The sequence below is a fragment of the Psychrobacter sp. FDAARGOS_221 genome, assembly GCF_002313155.2.
Classification (GTDB): domain Bacteria; phylum Pseudomonadota; class Gammaproteobacteria; order Pseudomonadales; family Moraxellaceae; genus Psychrobacter.
The window spans coordinates 1507065-1526139 of sequence record NZ_NWFK02000001.1 but is presented as its reverse complement, the minus strand read 5'-3'; the positions used below and the strand labels follow the sequence as shown (position 1 = coordinate 1526139).

Here is a 19075-nt window from a genome sequence, read left to right as displayed (position 1 = left end):
ACGGTTTACTTCTCGCCATACACTTTTAAGTCGTTAGCAAACGCACAGCGCTTCATATGTGCTGATTGAATCACTGCATCGCGCTCACCATATAAGCGAGATAGCTTAGCATCTCGTGCGTTGTTGTTATTGCTACGGCCTAGACCAACGTTAATATTAGGTGAAATGCCCCAACGACCAGCTGAGATACCCACGCCAACACCAGTGGTGGTAATACCTGATGACGCCTTGCCTTGTTCATTGGCAATATAGTTGTTCAAGCGGTTGTACTCTTGCGACAAGCCAGAGCAGTCATAGCTTTGATAGTTACTTGGCGGAATGTACTGAGGCGTAACGTTACCTGTGCTGGCACAGCCTGACATAAACAGTAAGCCGCCTAAAGCTAAGCTGGTCATTGACACTGATTTTAAATTAAGTTTTGACATAAAAATTCTCGTATTGTTTGTTTTAAATTTGCGGTTTATCTAAACGACTGGTTGTCTAAAACAGACTGTCTAAATAAGTCGTAGCCTATTGATTATAACGTTTTATTATTAAACTTATATATTAAGTTAATATATAAAACCTATATAAAGTTAGCTGGTTTGACCACGGCCAAGACCAATATACCAAAATAGGCAATCGCAGCGATAAACACACCTGCCTTCACTTGCGCTGGTGTTGCCGTCGCTCTAAATGCTTTAATACTAGCACTTATTGCCGCTAGGAGTAATATAATTTTGGCCATTACCCACTGTAGTGGGGCGTTGGTCGACAACAGCGGCATGACGGTCAATGCACCAGAAACAATCAAAAAGGTGTACACAATATGGGTCGCTATTTTTAACTTTTTACTGAAACCGGCGGTTCCAGATAAAGCCAAATAAGCCTGCCATACAAACAATATAAGCGTGATTAACACCATAAGTAGGTGAAAGTGTTTCATAAGCTTCCCAGGTAGGTTTGGTTGTACTCAATGCAAGCAGCGTTTATCCACGCTTGCCTATTGCTGAGGTTCAAATGCTAAAAGTTTAGATGCTGAGGCCAAGATGCAACCGTTAAGGTTTGTTTTGCCCCGCACACTGTGGACTGGCAGGCACACCTTGATTATCTTGTTGCAACTGCTGCCATTCTTCTGGCGTATAGGCATGAATCGCAAGCGCGTGAATGGTGCCACCTTGAGCAGTCATAAGCTCATTAGTCAGTTGATAAATCAGCTGATGTCTTGCCACTAGACGCTTACCAGTAAAGGCATCACTCACCACGGTTAGCTTAAAGTGGCTTTCTTTACCCTCAAAATAGCCGGCATGATTCATCGACTCATTGATCAGCTCAATATGCTCAGGCTCAAGCGTCTGCATGCGCTCAATCACTTCATTATATACTTGCAAAATCAGACTCCAAAATGAATACCAAATTAATATAAGATAAATAATTAACTATGATATCAGTTAATGGCTTATTTACTCTAGTATCCGAATGCAACAGAAGTCAGCCTATCCTCATATCTAAATGCCAAACCTAAACTCTAAACCTAAATTTAAACTCCAAACCTAAACCTAAATGTTGCTAAACCCAAACTAATCTAAGTTCAGCAATTAGAAACTCAACTATCAAAAATCATCTTAAATTCCCCAAACCTGGAATCGGGGTATTTAAGCAATCTTAGTTTCAGTGAACAAGTGTAAACGATTTATTCCAAAAATAAAAGCACATGATAAAGATTGGCTGCTATAAATTGAGTAAAAAGGCATAAAAAAACAGCCAGTGCTTAAGCGACTGGCTGTTGGTTTCTACAATACACATACGATAAGAGCTATCGTAAGCGTTGCTCTACTATATTAGCAATTAGCATTAGCTATTCTTATAGTAAGGCATCACGCTAGGGATAAGTGATCTTAAAGTATTGATACGTGTGGTGCTTGATGGGTGAGTGCTTAAGAATTGTGGTGGCGCACCTTGGCTAGCTTTACTCATTTTCTCCCATAGAGTTACTGCAGCGTTTGGATCGTAACCCGCTTTCGCCATTAATACTAAACCAATTTTATCTGCTTCAGACTCTTGAGTACGACTGTTAGGCAAGTTAATACCTAAGTCACTGACAATAGATGCTGCTTGGGCTTGACCTTGAGACAGACCAAATACGCTGGCTGCCACACCTAAGCCAACCTGAGTTAGCTGCTGGCTAGAGGCTTTTTCACGTGAGTGCTCACGAATAGCGTGCGCCATTTCATGACCCATAATCGCTGCAATCTCAGCATCGGTTAGCTGTAGATTATTAACAATACCGGTATAGAACATAATTTTACCACCGGGTAATACGAAAGCATTCATTTCATTAGACTTAATAGTATGAACTTCCCAATTCCATTTGGTGGCATCAGCACGATATAATCCGACTTGCTGAATTAAGTTACGTGAAATGCGATTTAAACGGGCGCTTAGTGCTGGGTCGGTATCTAATATACGTTTTCGCTGGGCATCCTGTATCAACTCGTTGTAACCCTGAGTAGCTGCCTGCATGATTTGCTCATTTGATACCAGTAGCAGCTGCTGTCTTTCACTACCTAACACACCTGAGTTAGTAGTAGAGCTGCAGCCGGTTAAGGCCATCACTGACAATGATGCAGCTAAGGTACTTCGAATTAAAAATTTCTTCATAACGGTCCTCGTTAGTAGGGGGCGTAAAATATTTATCTATCATCCAAGATAAAGCGACTTAAAAATAAAATCAAATATAAAGTTTGACAAGTACAAAATCACGACAAGCATAGGGCTTAATGGAAATTAATCTTAGCGAATCTTCAATAATAAAACAGCTGTAAATTGTAAAGTTAACTTAGTTTTGTTGCTGAAGCTTGTTGAGGTGGTGCTATTAGGCTTATTTTAAGCACATTTTTCTGTTGTTTTTTCTGGTTTTGAGCCGCCAATCAATAAAAATTAACTATCCGTGCAAAAAAGTGTTGACAGAATTCAAATATAATCTATAATAGCCAACCTATCGAGACGCACTATCGATTTTAAAGTTAAACGAGTCTCTTTAATTGCTTAAGCGGGAATAGCTCAGCTGGTAGAGCACGACCTTGCCAAGGTCGGGGTCGCGAGTTCGAATCTCGTTTCCCGCTCCAAATTCGCTTTTACATTGATTTATTTTATCCATGTAAAGCAAATGCTGTAAATCAGCATATTGACAGCGTATTAATTTCATTTATAATACCTGTCTTAGCTAAAGATAAATAGCGCAATCTACACCCTAAGCGGGAATAGCTCAGCTGGTAGAGCACGACCTTGCCAAGGTCGGGGTCGCGAGTTCGAATCTCGTTTCCCGCTCCAAATTCGCTCTTAGAGCAACCTAGATCTAAAAGAAGCCTCACTGTCATAGTGGGGCTTTTTTTATGTCTGCGATTTAACAAACTTGTTCTGTATCTAACAGTCTGATGCTTACAATCTAATCGAGCAGGCCGTTTCAAGTAGGGTCAAAACTTAGTCAGAAATAATTATTTAACATTAGCTTAATGCTCAAGCAATATTGTTAAGTTTCTCAAAACCCTGTTTTTATTTAGTAGCGGTTTATAGTTAAAATACTAAAAAAAACAGGGTTTTAATACTGGTTATTTATAATAACCTTATCTATAATAAGGATATTGTGGTTTTTTGAAAGCCTTAATCTATAAGGCGTCATTAGGTATGGGTCTAATTGCCATACTGACATACTCTTACCCATCGTTAGTCATTTATGTCATATCAACTGCATTGACTTCGACAAAAAATCACCATCAAATATTTCTGTAATACTCTTTAGTTGTCCTAATTAAAATAGCTTGTAGTTAATAATCTAGTAGCAACAACTTAGCAATAAACCTGATATCTGTACTTTTGAACCCAGTAATATCAAAACCAATAAGTCCGACTGTCGCAAATAGGCGATAGCACCTAACAACAACTGGTTAATACTTTGATAAATCGTTGCTAATAGATTGTTAATAATAAGCTCAGACATTGATCTAATCCTTGATATAACTGCTGATTCAAGTGCGTATTCATACCTTCTAATTATTTATACTTTCTAGTATGGGTCTAACGGATATCAATGGTTAGCTATCAACGGATTCATTCAAATATTTATCATTAAAAATGAAGGGGTAACGTATGCAAACTAAGGAACAACCTATCAAGCGTCAATGGTTAACAGCGCTGGTTATGTCTTTTATTGCCCTGCCAATCATCGCTTTATTATTTATTTGTGCGTATGGCTTTATTGTTTGGTTTGGCCAAATGCTATTTTGGGGTCCGCCAACCTAATAGCCGCTAATCTAACAGTATCTACTAACTAATAACTATCACCTGATACGCATAAAACTACGCTAATTATTTAAATTCTCGACCTTGATACGATATAACTGGCAAGGAATTATCATGAACGCAATTAAACGCCTATTTAGCTGGCTGCGTCGGCTTATATTTCAACCGTCAACCAAAATTGGTTTGGGCCTATTGATCATTATCGGTTTTGCCGGTGGTGTTTGGTTTTGGGCCGGGTTTAATGCCGGTGTAGATGCCACCAACAGTGAAGAATTTTGTTTGTCTTGTCACACCATGAAAGACAATATGCTGCCAGAGCTACAAAAAACCGTGCATTGGCAGAACCGTACCGGTGTTCGTGCCGAGTGTCAGGACTGTCACGTACCGCATGATTTCACTGATAAAGTAGCGCGTAAGATGCAAGCGTCGCGTGAGGTGTTGTCACATGTGATGGGCGATATTGGTACGCGTGAGAAGTTTTTGGCACACCGTGGGGTGCTAGCTCAACGTGAATGGGCGCGTTTTAAAGCCAATAATTCAAAAGAATGTCGTAACTGTCACGACTATGACAGTATGGACTTCAGCAAAATGCGTGTGACCTCACAGATGATTATGCGTAGTGCGGCAGAACGTGATGCCAGCTGTGTCGATTGTCACAAAGGTATTGCGCATGAATTGCCAGAGATGGAAGGTATGCACAACCCAGCCTTTGATTCATTGGTTTCAGAAGCAGGCAGCACTAAGATTAATGTCGGCGAAACTTACTATAATGTTGTGCCACAGCCATTATATTTAGATTCTGGTAAATCAAAACAAGTGGGTATTATTGAAGTAGCCGCACCAGCAAAAGTGATTGCCCATGAAAACGGGATGACTCAGATTGAGCTGGATATGTGGCGTAAGAATAAAGGCTTCGGCCGTGTTTGGTATACCCATTTCGGTTTGAATATTGTTGATGCCATTATTGATAAAGAGCTGTCACGTGATGAAAGCATTGTCACTGTTAAAGAGTCCAAAGAAGACCCAATGACAGGACTTGAGTGGCAGAACGTGAGTGGTCAGTTCTGGGTAGAAGATGGTCTATTGATGGACAGTCTTGAGACTGCTTGGGATATCGCGGGTCAGACCTATGATGACAACTGTAGTGTGTGTCACCGTCAGCCAGATCCAGCTGGACATGATGCCAACCAGTGGCCTGGTCTATGGAGTGGTATGGTTGGATTTACCAACTTAGATGATGACACCGGCGGCTTGGTATTGAAGTATTTACAGTTAAATTCATCTGACTTCGCATCAAGCTCACACGGAGCAGGTTCGCTAGAGAACACCATTCAAATGGCCAGACCTTAATGCATTGCCGCAATAAGCATCAAAATATTAGAGGTAAGTTATGAAAACGATAAATCGTAGGGGCTTCTTAAAATCACTGGCGGCTTTGTCTGGCTCAGCGGTATTACCGATGCCACTACTTGCAGACGACAGTGTCTTAACCAAAGCAACCGGTGGTGAGCAACAAGACTGGAGCGGTTGGAAAATGTCTGGCGCGCACTGGGGTGCGTTCCGAGCCAAAGTTGAGGCCGATAAGCTGGTTGAAATCAAACCGTTCGAGTTTGACCAGTATCCGACTAAGATTCTAGATGGTGTGCCAGGGATTATTTATAGTCCGTCACGGGTTCGCTATCCGATGATTCGTGTCGATTGGTACAAAAACCGTCAAAACAGTGATACCTCGCAACGTGGTGATAACCGCTTTGTGCGTGTCAGCTGGGATGAAGCATTAGATATTTTGTACGAAGAGCTTGAGCGCATCCAAAAGGATTACGGTCCTTGGGCACTGCACACCGCCAACGTCGGCTGGCGCTCGGTAGGTAATATTCACAGTTGTGGTAACCACATGCTACGTGCGGTGGGTATGCATGGCAACAGTGTCGGTACTGCCGGTGACTACTCAACTGGTGCTGGTCAGATGATTTTGCCGTATATCTTGGGTTCAACCGAAGTATATTCGCAAGGCACGTCTTGGCCGCTAATTTTAGAAAACTCAAAGCTGATTATTTTCTGGGCCAATGACCCGATCAAAAACCTACAAGTGGGCTGGAACACAGAGACCCACGAAGCGTATGAATACTACGAAATCTTACGCGATAAGGTCAGAAATAAAGAAATCGAAGTCATCTGTATTGACCCGGTAAAAAGCAAAACTCAAAATTACTTAGAATGTGAGCATCAGTTTGTTAACCCAATGACTGATGTGGCGTTTATGCTGGGTCTGGCGCACACCTTAATCACTGAAGACTTGTATGATAAAGAATTCATTGATATGTATGCGCTTGGGTTAGATGAATTTATTCCTTACTTGATGGGTAAAACCGAAGATAAGGTCGAAAAAACACCAGAATGGGCGGCGAAAATCTGTGGCGTCAGTGCCGACAGAATCCGTGAGCTGGCACGTAAAATGGCCAGCAACCGCACTCAGTTGTGTTTTGGTTGGGCGATTCAGCGTCAGCAGCATGGTGAGCAGCCTTATTGGATGGGTGCGATTATCGCTACCTTATTGGGTCAAATCGGTCTGCCAGGCGGTGGTATCAGTTACTCGCATCACTACAGCTCGGTTGGGGTTCCAACTTCAGGTGCGTCGATGCCAGGCGCTTTCCCATTGAACTTGGATACCGGTCGTAAGCCAAAATATGACAACAGCGATTACAACGGTTATAGCTCGGTTATTCCTGTTGCACGTATGGTAGATTGTTTGCTTGAGCCTGGTAAAAAGATTAACTTTAATGGTCATGAGGTTACCTTGCCGCCATTGAAGATGGGTATCTTTACCGGTAGTAACCAGTGGCACCGTCACCAAGATCGCAACCGCATGAAAAAAGGCTATCGCAATATGGAGACGGTGGTAGCGGTTGATTACAACTGGACCGCGACTTGCCGCTTTGCTGATATCGTATTGCCAGCCTGTACGCCTTATGAGCGCAATGACATTGATGCTTACGGCTCGTATAGTAACCGTGGTGTGATTGCGATGCACAAGCTGATTGACCCGTTATATCACTCTAAGTCGGACTTCGATATCTGGTATGAATTTACCAAGCGTATGGGTCGTGAGTTAGAGTACAGCCGCGCCATGAATGAAATGCAGTGGATTGAGCAGATTTATGAAGACTGCCGCGCTGAGAACCTGAAAAAAGACTTCTTTATGCCTGAGTTTAAAGACTTCTGGGAAAAAGGCTATGTGCTATTCCCTGAAGGCGATCCTTGGGTACGTCACGCTGACTTCCGTGAAGATCCAGAGGTGAATGCGTTAGGCACGCCATCCGGCTTTATTGAAATCAGTAGCCGTAAAATCGCTAGCTTTGGCTATGAAGACTGTAAAGGTCATCCGATTTGGATGGAAAAAACAGAACGTTCGCATGGCGGTCCAGGCTCAGACAAGTATCCGTTATGGTTACAGTCTGTGCATCCAGACACCCGTTTGCACTCACAAACTTGTGAGTCTGAAGAGCGCCGCGCCACTTATACCGTTCAAGACCGTGAGCCATGCTATATTGGTCCTGAAGACGCCAAAGCTCGTGGCATTCAAGATGGCGACTTGGTTCGCGTCTTTAATGACCGTGGCCAGTTATTGGCAGGCGCGGTGATATCGGACAACTTCCCACCAGGGATTATCCGCATCCAAGAGGGTGCTTGGTATGGTCCGACTGGCCCTGAAATCGGTGCTATTGACACCTATGGTGACCCCAATACCTTGACCTTAGACATTGGTACTTCTATGTTGGCTCAAGGCCCAAGTGCTAATACTTGCTTGGTTGAGATTGAGAAGTTTACCGGTAAAGCACCGGCAGTGACTTCGTTTGGTGGTCCAACTTACGTCAATCCAGACGGTACACCAGCGCCAGAAACCAAGGGTTAATGGTTAGCTAGTACTAGTATCCAAGTAACTAAGTGTCATTGGAATCAGAGGTTAACATTGCCGGTAAATAAAAACAGATTAGTTGTTTATTTAGTGTGTTAACGCTCTGATTGATAGGCTAATTTTTATAACTGTTATGATTTAAATATAGGGCTTTGTTGTTTAGCAAGGTCCTTTTTTATTCAAAGCTCAGTTAATTAAAGAAACGCTAGCCCAGATTGTATAATGAGCAAACCGTGAACATAACAATAATAGGGACTCCCTAATGACAGCTAAAACAACGTCTTCTTCAAGCAATACAACAAGCAGCACAACAAACAACGAAACGCTGGTTAATAACAATACTCAACAAAGCTTAAGCTCAGATCAATTGGACAATCAGGATATCCAGTGGCAAGCAGTGAATGAGGGGCGTGCTGCGATATATCGCTGGTTTGCAGATATGTTTGCCCGTGAATTAACGCCGGCTAATCTAGAGCAACTAAATAACCATTATCAGGCGATGCATCAGGCATTCTCAGGTATGGGCCTTGCTGAGCAAAGTGTGCGCTTGCAGCAGGCGTTAAGTCATCTCAGTGTGATTGTTCAGTCTGATCGGGCATTAGAGTTGGCTGCAGATTTTGCACAAATATTCTTATTAAGCGGTCAAGACAGTGCACCGCCTTATGCCTCTTATTACATTGAAGCTGACAAAATGCTCTATGGTAAACCGGCGCAACAAATGGCTCAGTTTTTAAAAAGTCATCAGCTTGATTTGCATCCCGATTTTCGTGAGCCAAAAGATCATATCAGCGTCTATTTGCAAGTGATGGCGGTATGGATTAATGCCAGTATGGAGCAGCCCGGAACTGTAGAAGAGCAGCAGACCAGTATTGCACATCGCCAAGGTGAGTTTTTAGACAGTGCGTTGTTAAATTGGCTACCTAAGTTTAGTGCACGTTGCCAAAAAATTGGAGTTAAAACCGATGTGTATCCGGCATTAACTGAGCTGTTGCTGGCTTTCGTTGACGCAGACAGACAGGCGCTTACTGAACTGCTATAGTGGATGGCTTGGCTTAGTGATAGATGCCAATAGATTAGTGTCGTCTTGAAATAGACAAACCTGAAAGATGAAACAGTTTAAGGGTTGAAAAATCGCGTGTGTAACGTCATAACAATGATAACAATGATAACAATAATGAAAATGAGAGGCTTGTGATGATTAGTGTTTCTGAGTTAAAAGCGGCCATTACCCAGCGTATCGACCATTACAATCAGCAAGACGTCCCTTTAACGGCGCGAGCCAAAGAGAGGCGTGAGTTGATGAACAGTCAAAACCACATTTTAGCGACCGATATTAAGTCGGGCTTTGATGTGCCCAGACAAAACTTGTCTGCTATGGATGGTTATGCACTGGCCAAAGGCAGCCAACTTGATGAAGGTACTGCAATCGAAATTATCGGAGAATCACAGGCCGGATCCGCTTATAACGGTGAGCTGAAGCCAGGGCAGGGTGTGCGTATCTTTACCGGCGCTGTAGTGCCTGAAGGCTGTGATACGGTAGTGATGCAAGAGAATACCAATTTTGCCGAGATTGCCGAATCTATTGATAAAACTCAGTACTATGCGATTAAACTCACCCAAACTGCCAGTGTCGATAAAAACATCCGTAAACAAGGCGAAGAAATCACCCAAGGCGAAGTGGTATTAGAAGCCGGTAAGCGACTAAACCCAGCAGATATTAGCCTGCTTGCTAATCTTGGTATCGCTGAAGTCGACGTGTATAAGCCATTGGTAATTGGAATTCTAGCCACAGGTGATGAGTTGGTCACAGTTGGAGAGCCCTTAGAAACCTTGGCACAGATTTATAACTCCAATACCCCAACATTGAAGAGTATGCTCGCCTCGCTACCGGTCGTCATTCATGACTATGGTATCGTGCCAGACCATTTAGAAATGACACGCAAAACCGTGCTGAGCGCGATGCAAGAGTGTGACGTGATACTATCGACCGCTGGCGTATCAGTTGGTGATTATGATTTTTTGACCACTGTGATAGAAGACCTGGGGCAGATTAATCATTACAAAGTGGCGATGAAGCCAGGTAAGCCGTTTGTGTTTGGTGAATTGACACAGAATCTAGAAACCCCAGTGTTGTACTTTGGTTTACCAGGCAATCCGCTGTCATCGGTGGTAGGCACGTTGCAGTTTATTATTCCCGCCTTATGGTGCTTATCGGGCATCAATGCATCAGATATGCCGTTGACCCTAAGCGTGCAGGCTAAGCTCGGAGCCGATGTCAAAAAAAGACCAGGGCGCACCGACTTTCAGCGCGGTATTTTAAGTCGAGAAGCAGACGGCTATGTGGTGGTGCCCGCCGGCAAGCAAGATTCACATCGTATCAAGCAGCTGAGCTTTGCCAATTGCCTGATGGTATTGCCGCAACAGGCGGGCAGTATGAACGCTGGTGAGACCGTTGACGTTCAGCTGTTCCCTTGGTATACATAATATAATATTTCAAATAATACAATACTACCAAAGCAGTAGTAACGATAAGAGTAACGCTCCTTTTGATGAGTATTTATTGATTGGCAAACTGCTATAATAAGTAGTCTGATATTTGTTTATTATTATTTTCCATTCACAACCTGAGGCAACGCTTAGAGCACACTTTTATTTATTAGGTTAACGGTACCCAATATGACCCTTATAAAGTCCAACCTAGTGAATGCTAGGCTATATCCTTCTTCCTCCAAAGCTGCTGTATTTGATGGTCATGGTACGGTTAAACCCATTACAAACAGACAGTCGCCTGTGCTTCAGCGATCTGTTCGTCTGTTTGATCCCACTGCCAATATGCCGGCGGTTCAGTTGTTTAATGAATCAGCTAACTCAGCCAAAGTTGCGATATCTTCAGCAGCCAAACCTAATTCGTATCAAGCGTTAACCCAGCAAGTGCTGACTGATGGTTTTTCTAGGCAACTGACTTATTTGCGTCTATCTATTACCGACTTTTGCAACTTTCGCTGCGGCTATTGTTTGCCCAATGGTTATCAAGGCAAACGTCCCAAAAATGAGCTGAGCTTAGATGAAATAAAGGTATTAATTCAGGCCTTCGCCAATGTCGGCACTAAGAAAGTGCGCTTAACTGGCGGTGAGCCATCGATTCGTAAAGATGTGAGTGACATTATCGAGCTGGTCAAAGCCACGCCGGGTGTCGAAACGGTGGCGATGACCAGTAATGGTTATAAGCTGGGCAAGCACATTGCCGATTGGCAGCAAGCAGGATTGGATCAGCTCAATATCAGTATTGATAGCTTTGAGCCTCAAGTATTTAAGCAGATGACTGGCTTTGATATGTTGCCGCAGCTGCTGCACGATATAGATACCTTGCTTGAGAGCACCGATATTAAGCTAAAGCTAAACGGTATCTTAATGGAAGACACCGCTTATGAGACCCTGCTGTCTGCGTTAGAGTATGTCAAGACGCGGCCGGTGACTTACCGCTTTATCGAGTTTATGCAGACCAGTGACAATAGTGATTTATTTTTTGCTCAGCATGCGCAGTCGGATTTAATTACTCAGTATTTGCTTGCAAATGGTTGGCGTCCACATCAAAGAGGCCATACCGATGGGCCTGCCATTGAATACAGCCATCCTGATTATGTGGGCCGTATTGGCATGATTGCGCCCTATGCACCGCATTTCTGTGAAAGCTGTAACCGTCTTCGCGTGAGCAGCTTGGGCAAAGTGCATCTGTGCTTATTCGATCAGGGCAATTATGACATCCGTGATTATCTACAGCGCCAAGATGTCGAGGGCTTAATGCAAGTATTACATGGTTTTATGCCGATAAAGCCGGAACATCATCATTTAGAACAGTCAAATAGCGGTATCATGGATAATTTGTCGATGATTGGCGGCTAAAAACTGAACACAATAAATACCCAATATCAGAACAGCAGATCTAAACATAAAAGGACAATAAGTTATGTCAAAAGAAAAACAATTCACCAAACTTAATGTTGCGGTATTAACCGTATCTGATAGCCGCAGCATAGAGCAAGACACTTCAGGTCAATATTTGGCCGACTCGCTACAAGAAGCTGGCCATCATTTGGCTGATCGTCAGTTGATTAGCGATGATATTTATAAGATTCGTGCGGTGATTAGTAGCTGGATTGCTGATACTGACGTACATGCGGTGATTACCACTGGCGGTACTGGTTTTTATATCCGTGACAGCATGCCAGAGGCGGTCAGTGTGTTGTTTGATAAGACCATTGATGGCTTTGGTGAGATGTTCCGTTTAATTTCAAAAGATGAAATCGGCATGTCTACCATTCAGTCGCGCGCCATTGCGGGCATGGCCAATAATACGGTTATTTTCTGCTTACCTGGTTCATCAGGTGCGTGCCGTACAGGTTGGACAAAGATTATTAAAGAGCAACTGGATAGCCGCACTGGTCCGTGTAACTTTGTGCCGCACTTGATGCGTGTTAACCCAGGGCATGATTAATAGCAGCTCTGAGCTTAATAGTGAGCTTGAGTTTAATAGTGGCTGTGAAAACTATTTAGCTCAGAAGCTACTGGCCGGCGTATTGATTTTAGCCGGTGGTTTATCAACACGCATGGGCTCTCCAAAGGCGAAATTGCTTTTGCCTTCTGGTGAGACGCTGCTCGACTATCATGTATGTTGTTCGGCACAACTTGGGGTGCCCATCTTGATTGCTGACAATCAGCAAGGATTTACCACTGAATTAGACGTTGAAGACTGCGCGATAACGCATATTAAAGACTATCAGCCACGTAGTAGCCACTCTGAGTTTAAGCAAAAGCACTCGGCGGGTCCGTTGGGTGCGATTGTGGCTGGCATGCAGCAGTTATTGGGTTCAAGCTGTTCTAATATTGGTTCAAGTGATTCAAATGATTTAAATGACAGCGACTCAAAATGGTTGCTGGTTGTGAGTTGCGATAGCTTGGTCAATACTGTTGATATCTGGCAGTATGTGACGACTCATGCTTTAACTGCTGATGCTTTCAATACTCAACGCTTAATGGGTCAACATACTCAACCACAGCCGCAAATATATTGTCTGGCTGATAATGAGCGAGACTATCCGTTACTGGCGTTGTATCAAGTTGATTTGGCTCAGTCACTACAAGCCTATTTGGACAGTGGAGAGCGCAGAGTGATGCGCTTTATTAGTCCTATCGGTCAGTCGCTGGCCATGCCAAAGGCGTGGTATAGCTTGTCCAATCTGAATACCCCTGAACAATTTGAGGCAGCCTGTCAGCAGTTATTTGGTTAGGTTGCGCTTAAAATTATTGTTAGTTCCTAATATCGGAGTCGTTTGTTATGTCAAACCAGCCTTTAACCAACAAGCAGTTGTCACATTTGGATGCCGATGGTGACATTCATATGGTTGATGTCGGGCACAAAACGGTGACCACGCGAGAAGCCATTGCTCAAGGGCAGGTTATTTTCCCGCCGCAGATTTATCAGCAAATCAAAGACGCTGACGGCATGACCAAAAAGGGCAGTATCACTCAAACCGCGCACATTGCCGGTATTATGGGTGCCAAACGTACTCATGATTTGATTCCGCTATGTCATCCATTGCCATTGGATAAGGTCGGCGTTAGCTTTGAATATGACGATGCAAAGCATGCGATTACGGTCAATGCCACGGTGCGCGTCACTCACAAAACCGGTGTGGAGATGGAAGCGCTTACTGCGGTCAGCGCTGCCTGTCTGACCTTATATGACATGACTAAGGCGCTGTCACATGACATTGTCATTAGTGACGTGCGTCTGCTGCGTAAAACGGGCGGTAAATCGGATTATCAAGGTTAAGCTCTGGAGCTGTAGCCAATAAGCATTAACCAGCAAGCACTAACTAATCCGCATTTCAGTATAAATAACACAACAGTACATAATAATCGAAGGTAAGCATCACTATGAATATCACGGTGTTATATTTTGCCAGTTTGGCCGATCAAGCTCAGCAAGGACAGCAGCAGTTAAGCCTAGATAAGGCGCTCACTTTGCCTGAGCTATACAGTCAGCTGCAGTCTCAGCATGGCTTTGAATTGACGCCAGGAAAGGTGAGAGTGGCAATTAATGATGAGTTTGCCAGTTGGGACGATACGATTGAAGAGGGTGACACGGTGGCCTTTATTCCTCCGGTAGCAGGTGGTTAATTGACAGCTATTATTAACCATTCACTACTAATACACCGCGCAACACATCACACTGACCGACTGATTGATAAAGGAAAGGCCCGCTTATTATGTCAAACCAAACCAACAACAGCGATATACACCAACACGCCAGCCGCATCAGCTTAAGCGTCGAGCAAGCGTATGAAACTGCACAGCAACAAGGCTTTGCCTTACTGGATGTGGCCATCGATGCTGAACGCCTAAAAGACTTTTTGCAAGACGAGCAATGCGGCGCGTTAGCCACCTTTGAAGGCTGGGTGCGCAATCATAACAACGACAGCCAAGTCACCAACCTGACCTATTACGGCTACGAAAAACTGGCCATCAACCAAGGCAAACACATCATCGAAGAGGCCAAACGCAAATTTGATATCGAAAACGCAGTCGCCATCCATCGCATTGGCGCGTTAGATATCGGCGATATGGCGGTGTGGGTCGGGGTGTCATCCAAGCACCGCTATCCGGCATTTGATGCGTGCCGTTGGATTTTGGACACCATTAAGGCCGACATTCCGGTTTGGAAACAAGAGTTTTATGTCGATGAGCCGTCAAAGTGGCTCAGTAACAATGGTTAGCATTGGGTTGCTTTAGGGCTAGTCTGAGGTTGATTTGAGGTTAGTTTGGGTTTAATAGAATAGCGGTGACTAGCTACTTGTAGACTTAAGCGTGGGCTTTAATTCCAGTCAGCGTAATCTTTAATTTAAGTCGCAGCTATTCTCGCTTTTCGCTACTATCTTGGTACGCACAGCGGCAGGCGCTAAGCCCAGATGCGTTCCTGACTTTGCGATACCACCTCTGAGCAAGCGCCTGCAACCCTGTGCTTTACCAAGTATATCCGCTTCAATCAAGGCTAAACCCCGTCTTCAACCCACACTCAACGCGATAACCTTCTAAAACCCTTGAGCAGAGATAAAACACAGCTTTAACTTTTATAACAGTGTGCCCCCTTCCTTTTTCAAAGGAAGGGTTGGGGATGGATTTTTTTATCAGTCAAGCACAGCTTAGCTTCCCAGGGCTGGGGATGAATTGTTAACGTTTCTAGATATATGGATAGATTATTCATAAGCATGCATTTTATTATCTATCGCGCGTTATCCGATTATTAATACCGGCAATCAAACTCACCAAAGCAATCCCCAATACCACCAATAATAGCGACATGGTATGCGCCATACCATAGTTGAGCGCTTCGACCTGCTCATAAATGGCGATCGAGATTACCTTGGTTTCACCAGCGATACTACCGCCGATCATCAAGACCACCCCAAACTCCCCAATGGTATGCGCAAAGCTAATCAAGCTGCCCAAGATAATCCCGCTCTTGGCTTGCGGCAGTGCCACAGCAGTAAAGCGGCGCAAACGATTGGGTTCCATCAATAGCGCCATGTCTCTGACACTGCTCGGGATACGTAGGAACTGAGCATATACCGGCTGCATATAAAATGGCAGCGAATAAATGATTGAACCGATCACCAGCCCCTGAAAGGTAAAGGCGAGTGCGCCTATGTTATGAGCAATCAGCCATTGTCCAAGACCAAAGTTAGGGCTTAGTAGTAATAACAAATAAAAACCAAGCACAGTCGGCGGTAGTACTAACGGCATAGCAATAGCGCCCATTAACATGATTTTTAGGCGTGCAATTAGGGTGTTGCCAGAGGGCTTTGCTATCCAATAGGCTAGCGGCGTGGCAAATAAGATAAGACAAAGGGTAGTAATGCCGGCAAGTTTAATACTCAGCCATAGCGGAAGCAGCATGTCAGAGAGATGAAAGGGTACAAGTGACATAGGTTGGGTACGACCGCAACGGTGAGTTTAGAGGTTTCTGGAAGTTAGTATTCGAGACCAAATATTTGAGTATCAGTATAGAGTAAAGCAGGGCCTATCTCAATCTAAGCTTTTGCGCAGCCACTAGTTATTTATGGCTAGATAACCAGCCTCGGAAAACTTCATTTGCGCTGCTGCAGATTGTAGATAGTGGGCGAAACGAACTGCCTGCGGGTGGTCACTAATTACAACGCCATCTTGTAAAATTGGAGGATAGCTGTCTGCTGCGAGTATCCGATATTTGGCTGGGTTAATCTTGGCACTGACTAATTGTGATAACGCCACAAACCCATAGTCAGTAGTGGCGGTATAAGTATATTGGAATGCTTGGCCTATGTTCTCAGCTTGGATGAGCCTTTTTTGTTGCTGTAATGGCTCGTATAGCTGAGTTTGTTGCAAAAAAGCCTTCGCTGATGCACCGTAAGGTGCTAACTCTGGATTGGCCAGCGTGATTTTCGATAGGGCTTGATGCCTGGCTTTACCTGTTCGCATGCCATCGGTGAGCCACAGCTGTTGTAAGCTGGTTTGATTTAGGCTACTGACCGAACTTAAATCCTGGATATCGCTGTATAGCGCCAGTTGTCCACGCGCATAAGTAAAAGTCTGCTTGTCTGACTTAGTGCTAGGATGCGACTGCCTATACTGGGCTGGATACTGCTGATCAGCAGATAAAAACACATCATAGGGCGCTCCTGAGTTAATCTGAGCGTACAGCTTACCGGATGAGGCGTAGGTGACTTCAGTCTTGGTTGCTGCTACTTCCCTCTGTGCCATCTCATCGTGATTATAAGCCTCAATAATCGACGGTAGTACCCCTGCTAAATTTGCAGCAGCAGCGATACGTAAAACGTCAGATGAAGGTGTCGACTTTGTTTGTGACTGACTTTCAGTAGTTTTAATGCTCGGCTGCGAATCATTGGAGCAGCTAGCCAGTAGCAGCATAATCGTTATATAAGCGACAGACTTTAAGTTAATAGCAAACGCTGAATGCTGTTTTGGTTTTAGACGCGAGCTTGAGTTTGGTTTCGCAAGTAAGACAAGCATGAGTCACCTACAGGGCTGAGTTTTAACAGTGTTGAATACTATCTGACAGAATGGATAGGTTGTTTAGAGTGTGGCGATATTTTGGCTAAAGAGGTTATTGTGCCTGATTTAAGGTAATTAAGGAATAGTTGTCTAGAGTGAGACAGTTAACTAAATTATCTAGCCTATGTGTAGCTAATAAAAAAGCTGAGCATCAATGAGATGCTCAGCTTTTACTTTTTAAGTTAAACCTAATAGCAGATTAGTCTTTTAATACTTCTGCCATCGCATTAGCAATGTAATCAACGTTGTTGCTGTTTAGGCCAGCCACACACATACGTGAATTAGAGACCATGTAGATACCAAACTCAGTTTTTAGGCGCTCAACTTGCTCAGGCGTTAGGCCGGTGAAGCTAAACATACCGTTTTGAGTGGTTAGATAATCAAAGTTACGGCCGGGTACTTTGGCTTCAAGTACTGATTTTAACTTTAAGCGCATGGCTTTGATGCGATCGCGCATGGCGTAAACTTCACCAACCCATTGCTCATGTAGAGCATCGTCATTCATAACGATATCAACCACACGACCACCGTGAGATGGTGGGCTTGAATAGATACGGCGTACAGTGAATTTTAATTGACCAAATACCAAATCTGCTTCTTCTGAGTTTGGGCATACTACTGATAGACCGCCGACACGCTCACCGTATAACGATAAGTTTTTAGAAAATGAGTTACTCACGAATAATGGTAAGCCCATCTCAACCGCTTTGCGAATCGCATAAGCGTCTGCGTCGATGTCTTCGCCAAAGCCTTGGTAGGCGATATCCATGAATGGAATCAGTTCACACTCTTGTACCACTTGTAGCAATTGATCCCACTGTTCTTGAGTTAGGTCAACACCGGTTGGGTTGTGGCAGCAAGGGTGTAATAGCACCACGTCGTCTTTGTTTAAGGTTTTGAAGAACTCAATCAAAGCGTCAAATTTGATGCCGCCTGTGGCTTTGTCATAGTAAGGGTATTTACCCACTTCCATGCCACTGCCCTCAAAGATAGAAATGTGGTTGCCCCAAGTTGGGTCACTGACGTAGCATTTGGCATGTGGGAACCATTGATTGATAAACTCAGCACCCACTTTCAAGGCGCCTGAGCCACCGATGGTTGCAATGGTTGCGACACGATTGTCTTGTAATACTTGGGCATCTTTACCAAATAATAAGTTTTGGCAGCCTTTACGATGACCAGGTAAGCCTTCCATTGGTAGGTAAGGACGAGGTGAGATAGGATCAGCAATGCGCTGCTCAGCGGCTTTCACACACTCTAGCACAGGCAAATTACCGTCTTCATCATAATAAACACCAACCCCTAGGTTTACTTTATTTGGGTTGTTGTCATTGGCATATTCGACCATCAGTCCAAGGATTGGGTCACCGGCATAAAATTCGACACGTTCAAACATTTTTTTTCCTTACAGAGGGTTGTAGGTCACACTAGGATTAAGAATAAACCAGATTGGCTTTTAACTCAATGTTAGATTTAGGCAAAATGTTGATTTATGCGACAGCGAGCAACATATACTGACTTGAATTGATCATGAAATTAAGTGTGAAATCAATTAAAAATGATCGTTTAAAATAATCATACGTTGCGACGATGTTTGTTTAGGAGTTTGTTGATAGCTATATGTTTTTCTAAAGACTACAAATATGATAAAAAACGCTCTCTGTAGTGGCTTAGCTGTTGCCATAAACGGTCAATTAAATATGGTTAACGTTTCAGAATAATGTAAAAGTTGTTATGATAGGTTGGGTTTACATCACACTCTTTAAA

General features: G+C 43.7%; 18 protein-coding genes and 2 tRNA genes. 13 read left to right on the top strand and 7 right to left on the bottom strand.

What is annotated here, in order from left to right:
- Positions 1-5: 5 nt before the first annotated feature.
- From A6J60_RS06350 to A6J60_RS06335, 4 genes are all read right to left on the bottom strand, one after another.
- On the bottom strand, positions 6-425 hold the full coding sequence (locus A6J60_RS06350) for a hypothetical protein (protein WP_096065232.1): 420 nt from the start codon (positions 423-425) through the stop codon (positions 6-8).
- Positions 426-565: 140 nt separating this feature from the next.
- Complete coding sequence (locus A6J60_RS06345; protein ID WP_096065231.1) at positions 566-925, bottom strand: SirB2 family protein; 360 nt, start codon at positions 923-925, stop codon at positions 566-568.
- A 112-nt stretch (positions 926-1037) separates the two neighbouring features.
- Complete coding sequence (locus A6J60_RS06340) at positions 1038-1370, bottom strand: BolA family protein (RefSeq protein ID WP_096065230.1); 333 nt, start codon at positions 1368-1370, stop codon at positions 1038-1040.
- 463 nt (positions 1371-1833) lie between these two features.
- The gene (locus A6J60_RS06335; protein WP_096065229.1) at positions 1834-2640 is read right to left on the bottom strand and encodes a M48 family metallopeptidase; all 807 of its coding nucleotides are present in this window, start codon (positions 2638-2640) and stop codon (positions 1834-1836) included.
- A 391-nt stretch (positions 2641-3031) separates the two neighbouring features.
- Between A6J60_RS06335 and A6J60_RS06330 the strand changes: the two genes are divergently transcribed.
- The 13 genes from A6J60_RS06330 (at position 3032) to A6J60_RS06275 (ending at position 14973) form a co-directional block, all read left to right on the top strand.
- Positions 3032-3107: transfer RNA gene (locus tag A6J60_RS06330), tRNA-Gly, on the top strand.
- A 129-nt stretch (positions 3108-3236) separates the two neighbouring features.
- Positions 3237-3312 (top strand) — tRNA-Gly (locus tag A6J60_RS06325).
- Positions 3313-4128: 816 nt separating this feature from the next.
- Positions 4129-4281: a periplasmic nitrate reductase, NapE protein gene (locus tag A6J60_RS13305; protein WP_127891435.1), complete on the top strand. Its 153-nt coding sequence runs from the start codon at positions 4129-4131 to the stop codon at positions 4279-4281.
- A gap of 114 nt (positions 4282-4395) precedes the next feature.
- On the top strand, positions 4396-5631 hold the full coding sequence (gene torC / locus A6J60_RS06320; RefSeq protein WP_096065228.1) for a pentaheme c-type cytochrome TorC: 1236 nt from the start codon (positions 4396-4398) through the stop codon (positions 5629-5631).
- Between the two features lie 40 nt (positions 5632-5671).
- Positions 5672-8194: a trimethylamine-N-oxide reductase TorA gene (torA, locus tag A6J60_RS06315; RefSeq protein WP_096065227.1), complete on the top strand. Its 2523-nt coding sequence runs from the start codon at positions 5672-5674 to the stop codon at positions 8192-8194.
- 265 nt (positions 8195-8459) lie between these two features.
- Positions 8460-9236 (top strand): molecular chaperone TorD, encoded by a 777-nt coding sequence (gene torD, locus A6J60_RS06310; RefSeq protein ID WP_096065226.1) that lies wholly within the window; start codon positions 8460-8462, stop codon positions 9234-9236.
- A 155-nt stretch (positions 9237-9391) separates the two neighbouring features.
- Positions 9392-10681: a gephyrin-like molybdotransferase Glp gene (gene glp / locus A6J60_RS06305; RefSeq protein WP_096065225.1), complete on the top strand. Its 1290-nt coding sequence runs from the start codon at positions 9392-9394 to the stop codon at positions 10679-10681.
- A 192-nt stretch (positions 10682-10873) separates the two neighbouring features.
- Positions 10874-12100, top strand: a complete 1227-nt coding sequence (gene moaA, locus A6J60_RS06300; protein ID WP_227526080.1) for a GTP 3',8-cyclase MoaA — start codon at positions 10874-10876, stop codon at positions 12098-12100.
- Between the two features lie 64 nt (positions 12101-12164).
- Positions 12165-12692: a molybdenum cofactor biosynthesis protein B gene (gene moaB, locus A6J60_RS06295; protein WP_096065224.1), complete on the top strand. Its 528-nt coding sequence runs from the start codon at positions 12165-12167 to the stop codon at positions 12690-12692.
- Positions 12685-13485, top strand: coding sequence for a molybdenum cofactor guanylyltransferase (locus A6J60_RS06290; RefSeq protein WP_096065223.1), 801 nt, complete (start codon positions 12685-12687; stop codon positions 13483-13485). Before moaB ends, A6J60_RS06290 begins: the two co-directional genes overlap by 8 nt.
- A gap of 47 nt (positions 13486-13532) precedes the next feature.
- A complete protein-coding gene (moaC, locus tag A6J60_RS06285; RefSeq protein WP_096065222.1) occupies positions 13533-14030 on the top strand; it encodes a cyclic pyranopterin monophosphate synthase MoaC in 498 nt (165 codons plus the stop codon).
- A gap of 104 nt (positions 14031-14134) precedes the next feature.
- Positions 14135-14377: a molybdopterin converting factor subunit 1 gene (gene moaD, locus A6J60_RS06280; RefSeq protein WP_096065221.1), complete on the top strand. Its 243-nt coding sequence runs from the start codon at positions 14135-14137 to the stop codon at positions 14375-14377.
- Between the two features lie 89 nt (positions 14378-14466).
- Positions 14467-14973, top strand: coding sequence for a molybdenum cofactor biosynthesis protein MoaE (locus tag A6J60_RS06275; protein WP_096065220.1), 507 nt, complete (start codon positions 14467-14469; stop codon positions 14971-14973).
- 502 nt (positions 14974-15475) lie between these two features.
- Here the strand turns inward: A6J60_RS06275 and modB are convergent.
- The 3 genes from modB to A6J60_RS06260 all read right to left on the bottom strand — a co-directional run bounded on the left by modB (position 15476) and on the right by A6J60_RS06260 (position 18704).
- Positions 15476-16183, bottom strand: a complete 708-nt coding sequence (modB, locus tag A6J60_RS06270) for a molybdate ABC transporter permease subunit (protein ID WP_096065219.1) — start codon at positions 16181-16183, stop codon at positions 15476-15478.
- A 123-nt stretch (positions 16184-16306) separates the two neighbouring features.
- A complete protein-coding gene (gene modA, locus A6J60_RS06265) occupies positions 16307-17266 on the bottom strand; it encodes a molybdate ABC transporter substrate-binding protein (RefSeq protein ID WP_096065218.1) in 960 nt (319 codons plus the stop codon).
- Between the two features lie 241 nt (positions 17267-17507).
- A complete protein-coding gene (locus tag A6J60_RS06260) occupies positions 17508-18704 on the bottom strand; it encodes an aromatic amino acid transaminase (RefSeq protein ID WP_096065217.1) in 1197 nt (398 codons plus the stop codon).
- Between the last annotated feature and the right edge of the window lie 371 nt (positions 18705-19075).

What these genes read in the sequence shown, in the direction of transcription:
- moaC (WP_096065222.1), top strand. Translation starts at nt 13,533, where the DNA reads ATGTCAAACCAGCCTTTAACCAACAAGCAGTTGTCACATTTGGATGCC.
- torA (WP_096065227.1), top strand. Translation starts at nt 5,672, where the DNA reads ATGAAAACGATAAATCGTAGGGGCTTCTTAAAATCACTGGCGGCTTTG.
- moaB (WP_096065224.1), top strand. Translation starts at nt 12,165, where the DNA reads ATGTCAAAAGAAAAACAATTCACCAAACTTAATGTTGCGGTATTAACC.
- torD (WP_096065226.1), top strand. Translation starts at nt 8,460, where the DNA reads ATGACAGCTAAAACAACGTCTTCTTCAAGCAATACAACAAGCAGCACA.
- A6J60_RS06350 (WP_096065232.1), bottom strand. Translation starts at nt 425, where the DNA reads ATGTCAAAACTTAATTTAAAATCAGTGTCAATGACCAGCTTAGCTTTA.
- A6J60_RS06275 (WP_096065220.1), top strand. Translation starts at nt 14,467, where the DNA reads ATGTCAAACCAAACCAACAACAGCGATATACACCAACACGCCAGCCGC.
- A6J60_RS06335 (WP_096065229.1), bottom strand. Translation starts at nt 2,640, where the DNA reads ATGAAGAAATTTTTAATTCGAAGTACCTTAGCTGCATCATTGTCAGTG.
- modB (WP_096065219.1), bottom strand. Translation starts at nt 16,183, where the DNA reads ATGTCACTTGTACCCTTTCATCTCTCTGACATGCTGCTTCCGCTATGG.
- A6J60_RS13305 (WP_127891435.1), top strand. Translation starts at nt 4,129, where the DNA reads ATGCAAACTAAGGAACAACCTATCAAGCGTCAATGGTTAACAGCGCTG.
- moaD (WP_096065221.1), top strand. Translation starts at nt 14,135, where the DNA reads ATGAATATCACGGTGTTATATTTTGCCAGTTTGGCCGATCAAGCTCAG.
- moaA (WP_227526080.1), top strand. Translation starts at nt 10,874, where the DNA reads ATGACCCTTATAAAGTCCAACCTAGTGAATGCTAGGCTATATCCTTCT.
- modA (WP_096065218.1), bottom strand. Translation starts at nt 17,266, where the DNA reads ATGCTTGTCTTACTTGCGAAACCAAACTCAAGCTCGCGTCTAAAACCA.
- A6J60_RS06290 (WP_096065223.1), top strand. Translation starts at nt 12,685, where the DNA reads ATGATTAATAGCAGCTCTGAGCTTAATAGTGAGCTTGAGTTTAATAGT.
- A6J60_RS06260 (WP_096065217.1), bottom strand. Translation starts at nt 18,704, where the DNA reads ATGTTTGAACGTGTCGAATTTTATGCCGGTGACCCAATCCTTGGACTG.
- glp (WP_096065225.1), top strand. Translation starts at nt 9,392, where the DNA reads ATGATTAGTGTTTCTGAGTTAAAAGCGGCCATTACCCAGCGTATCGAC.
- A6J60_RS06345 (WP_096065231.1), bottom strand. Translation starts at nt 925, where the DNA reads ATGAAACACTTTCACCTACTTATGGTGTTAATCACGCTTATATTGTTT.
- torC (WP_096065228.1), top strand. Translation starts at nt 4,396, where the DNA reads ATGAACGCAATTAAACGCCTATTTAGCTGGCTGCGTCGGCTTATATTT.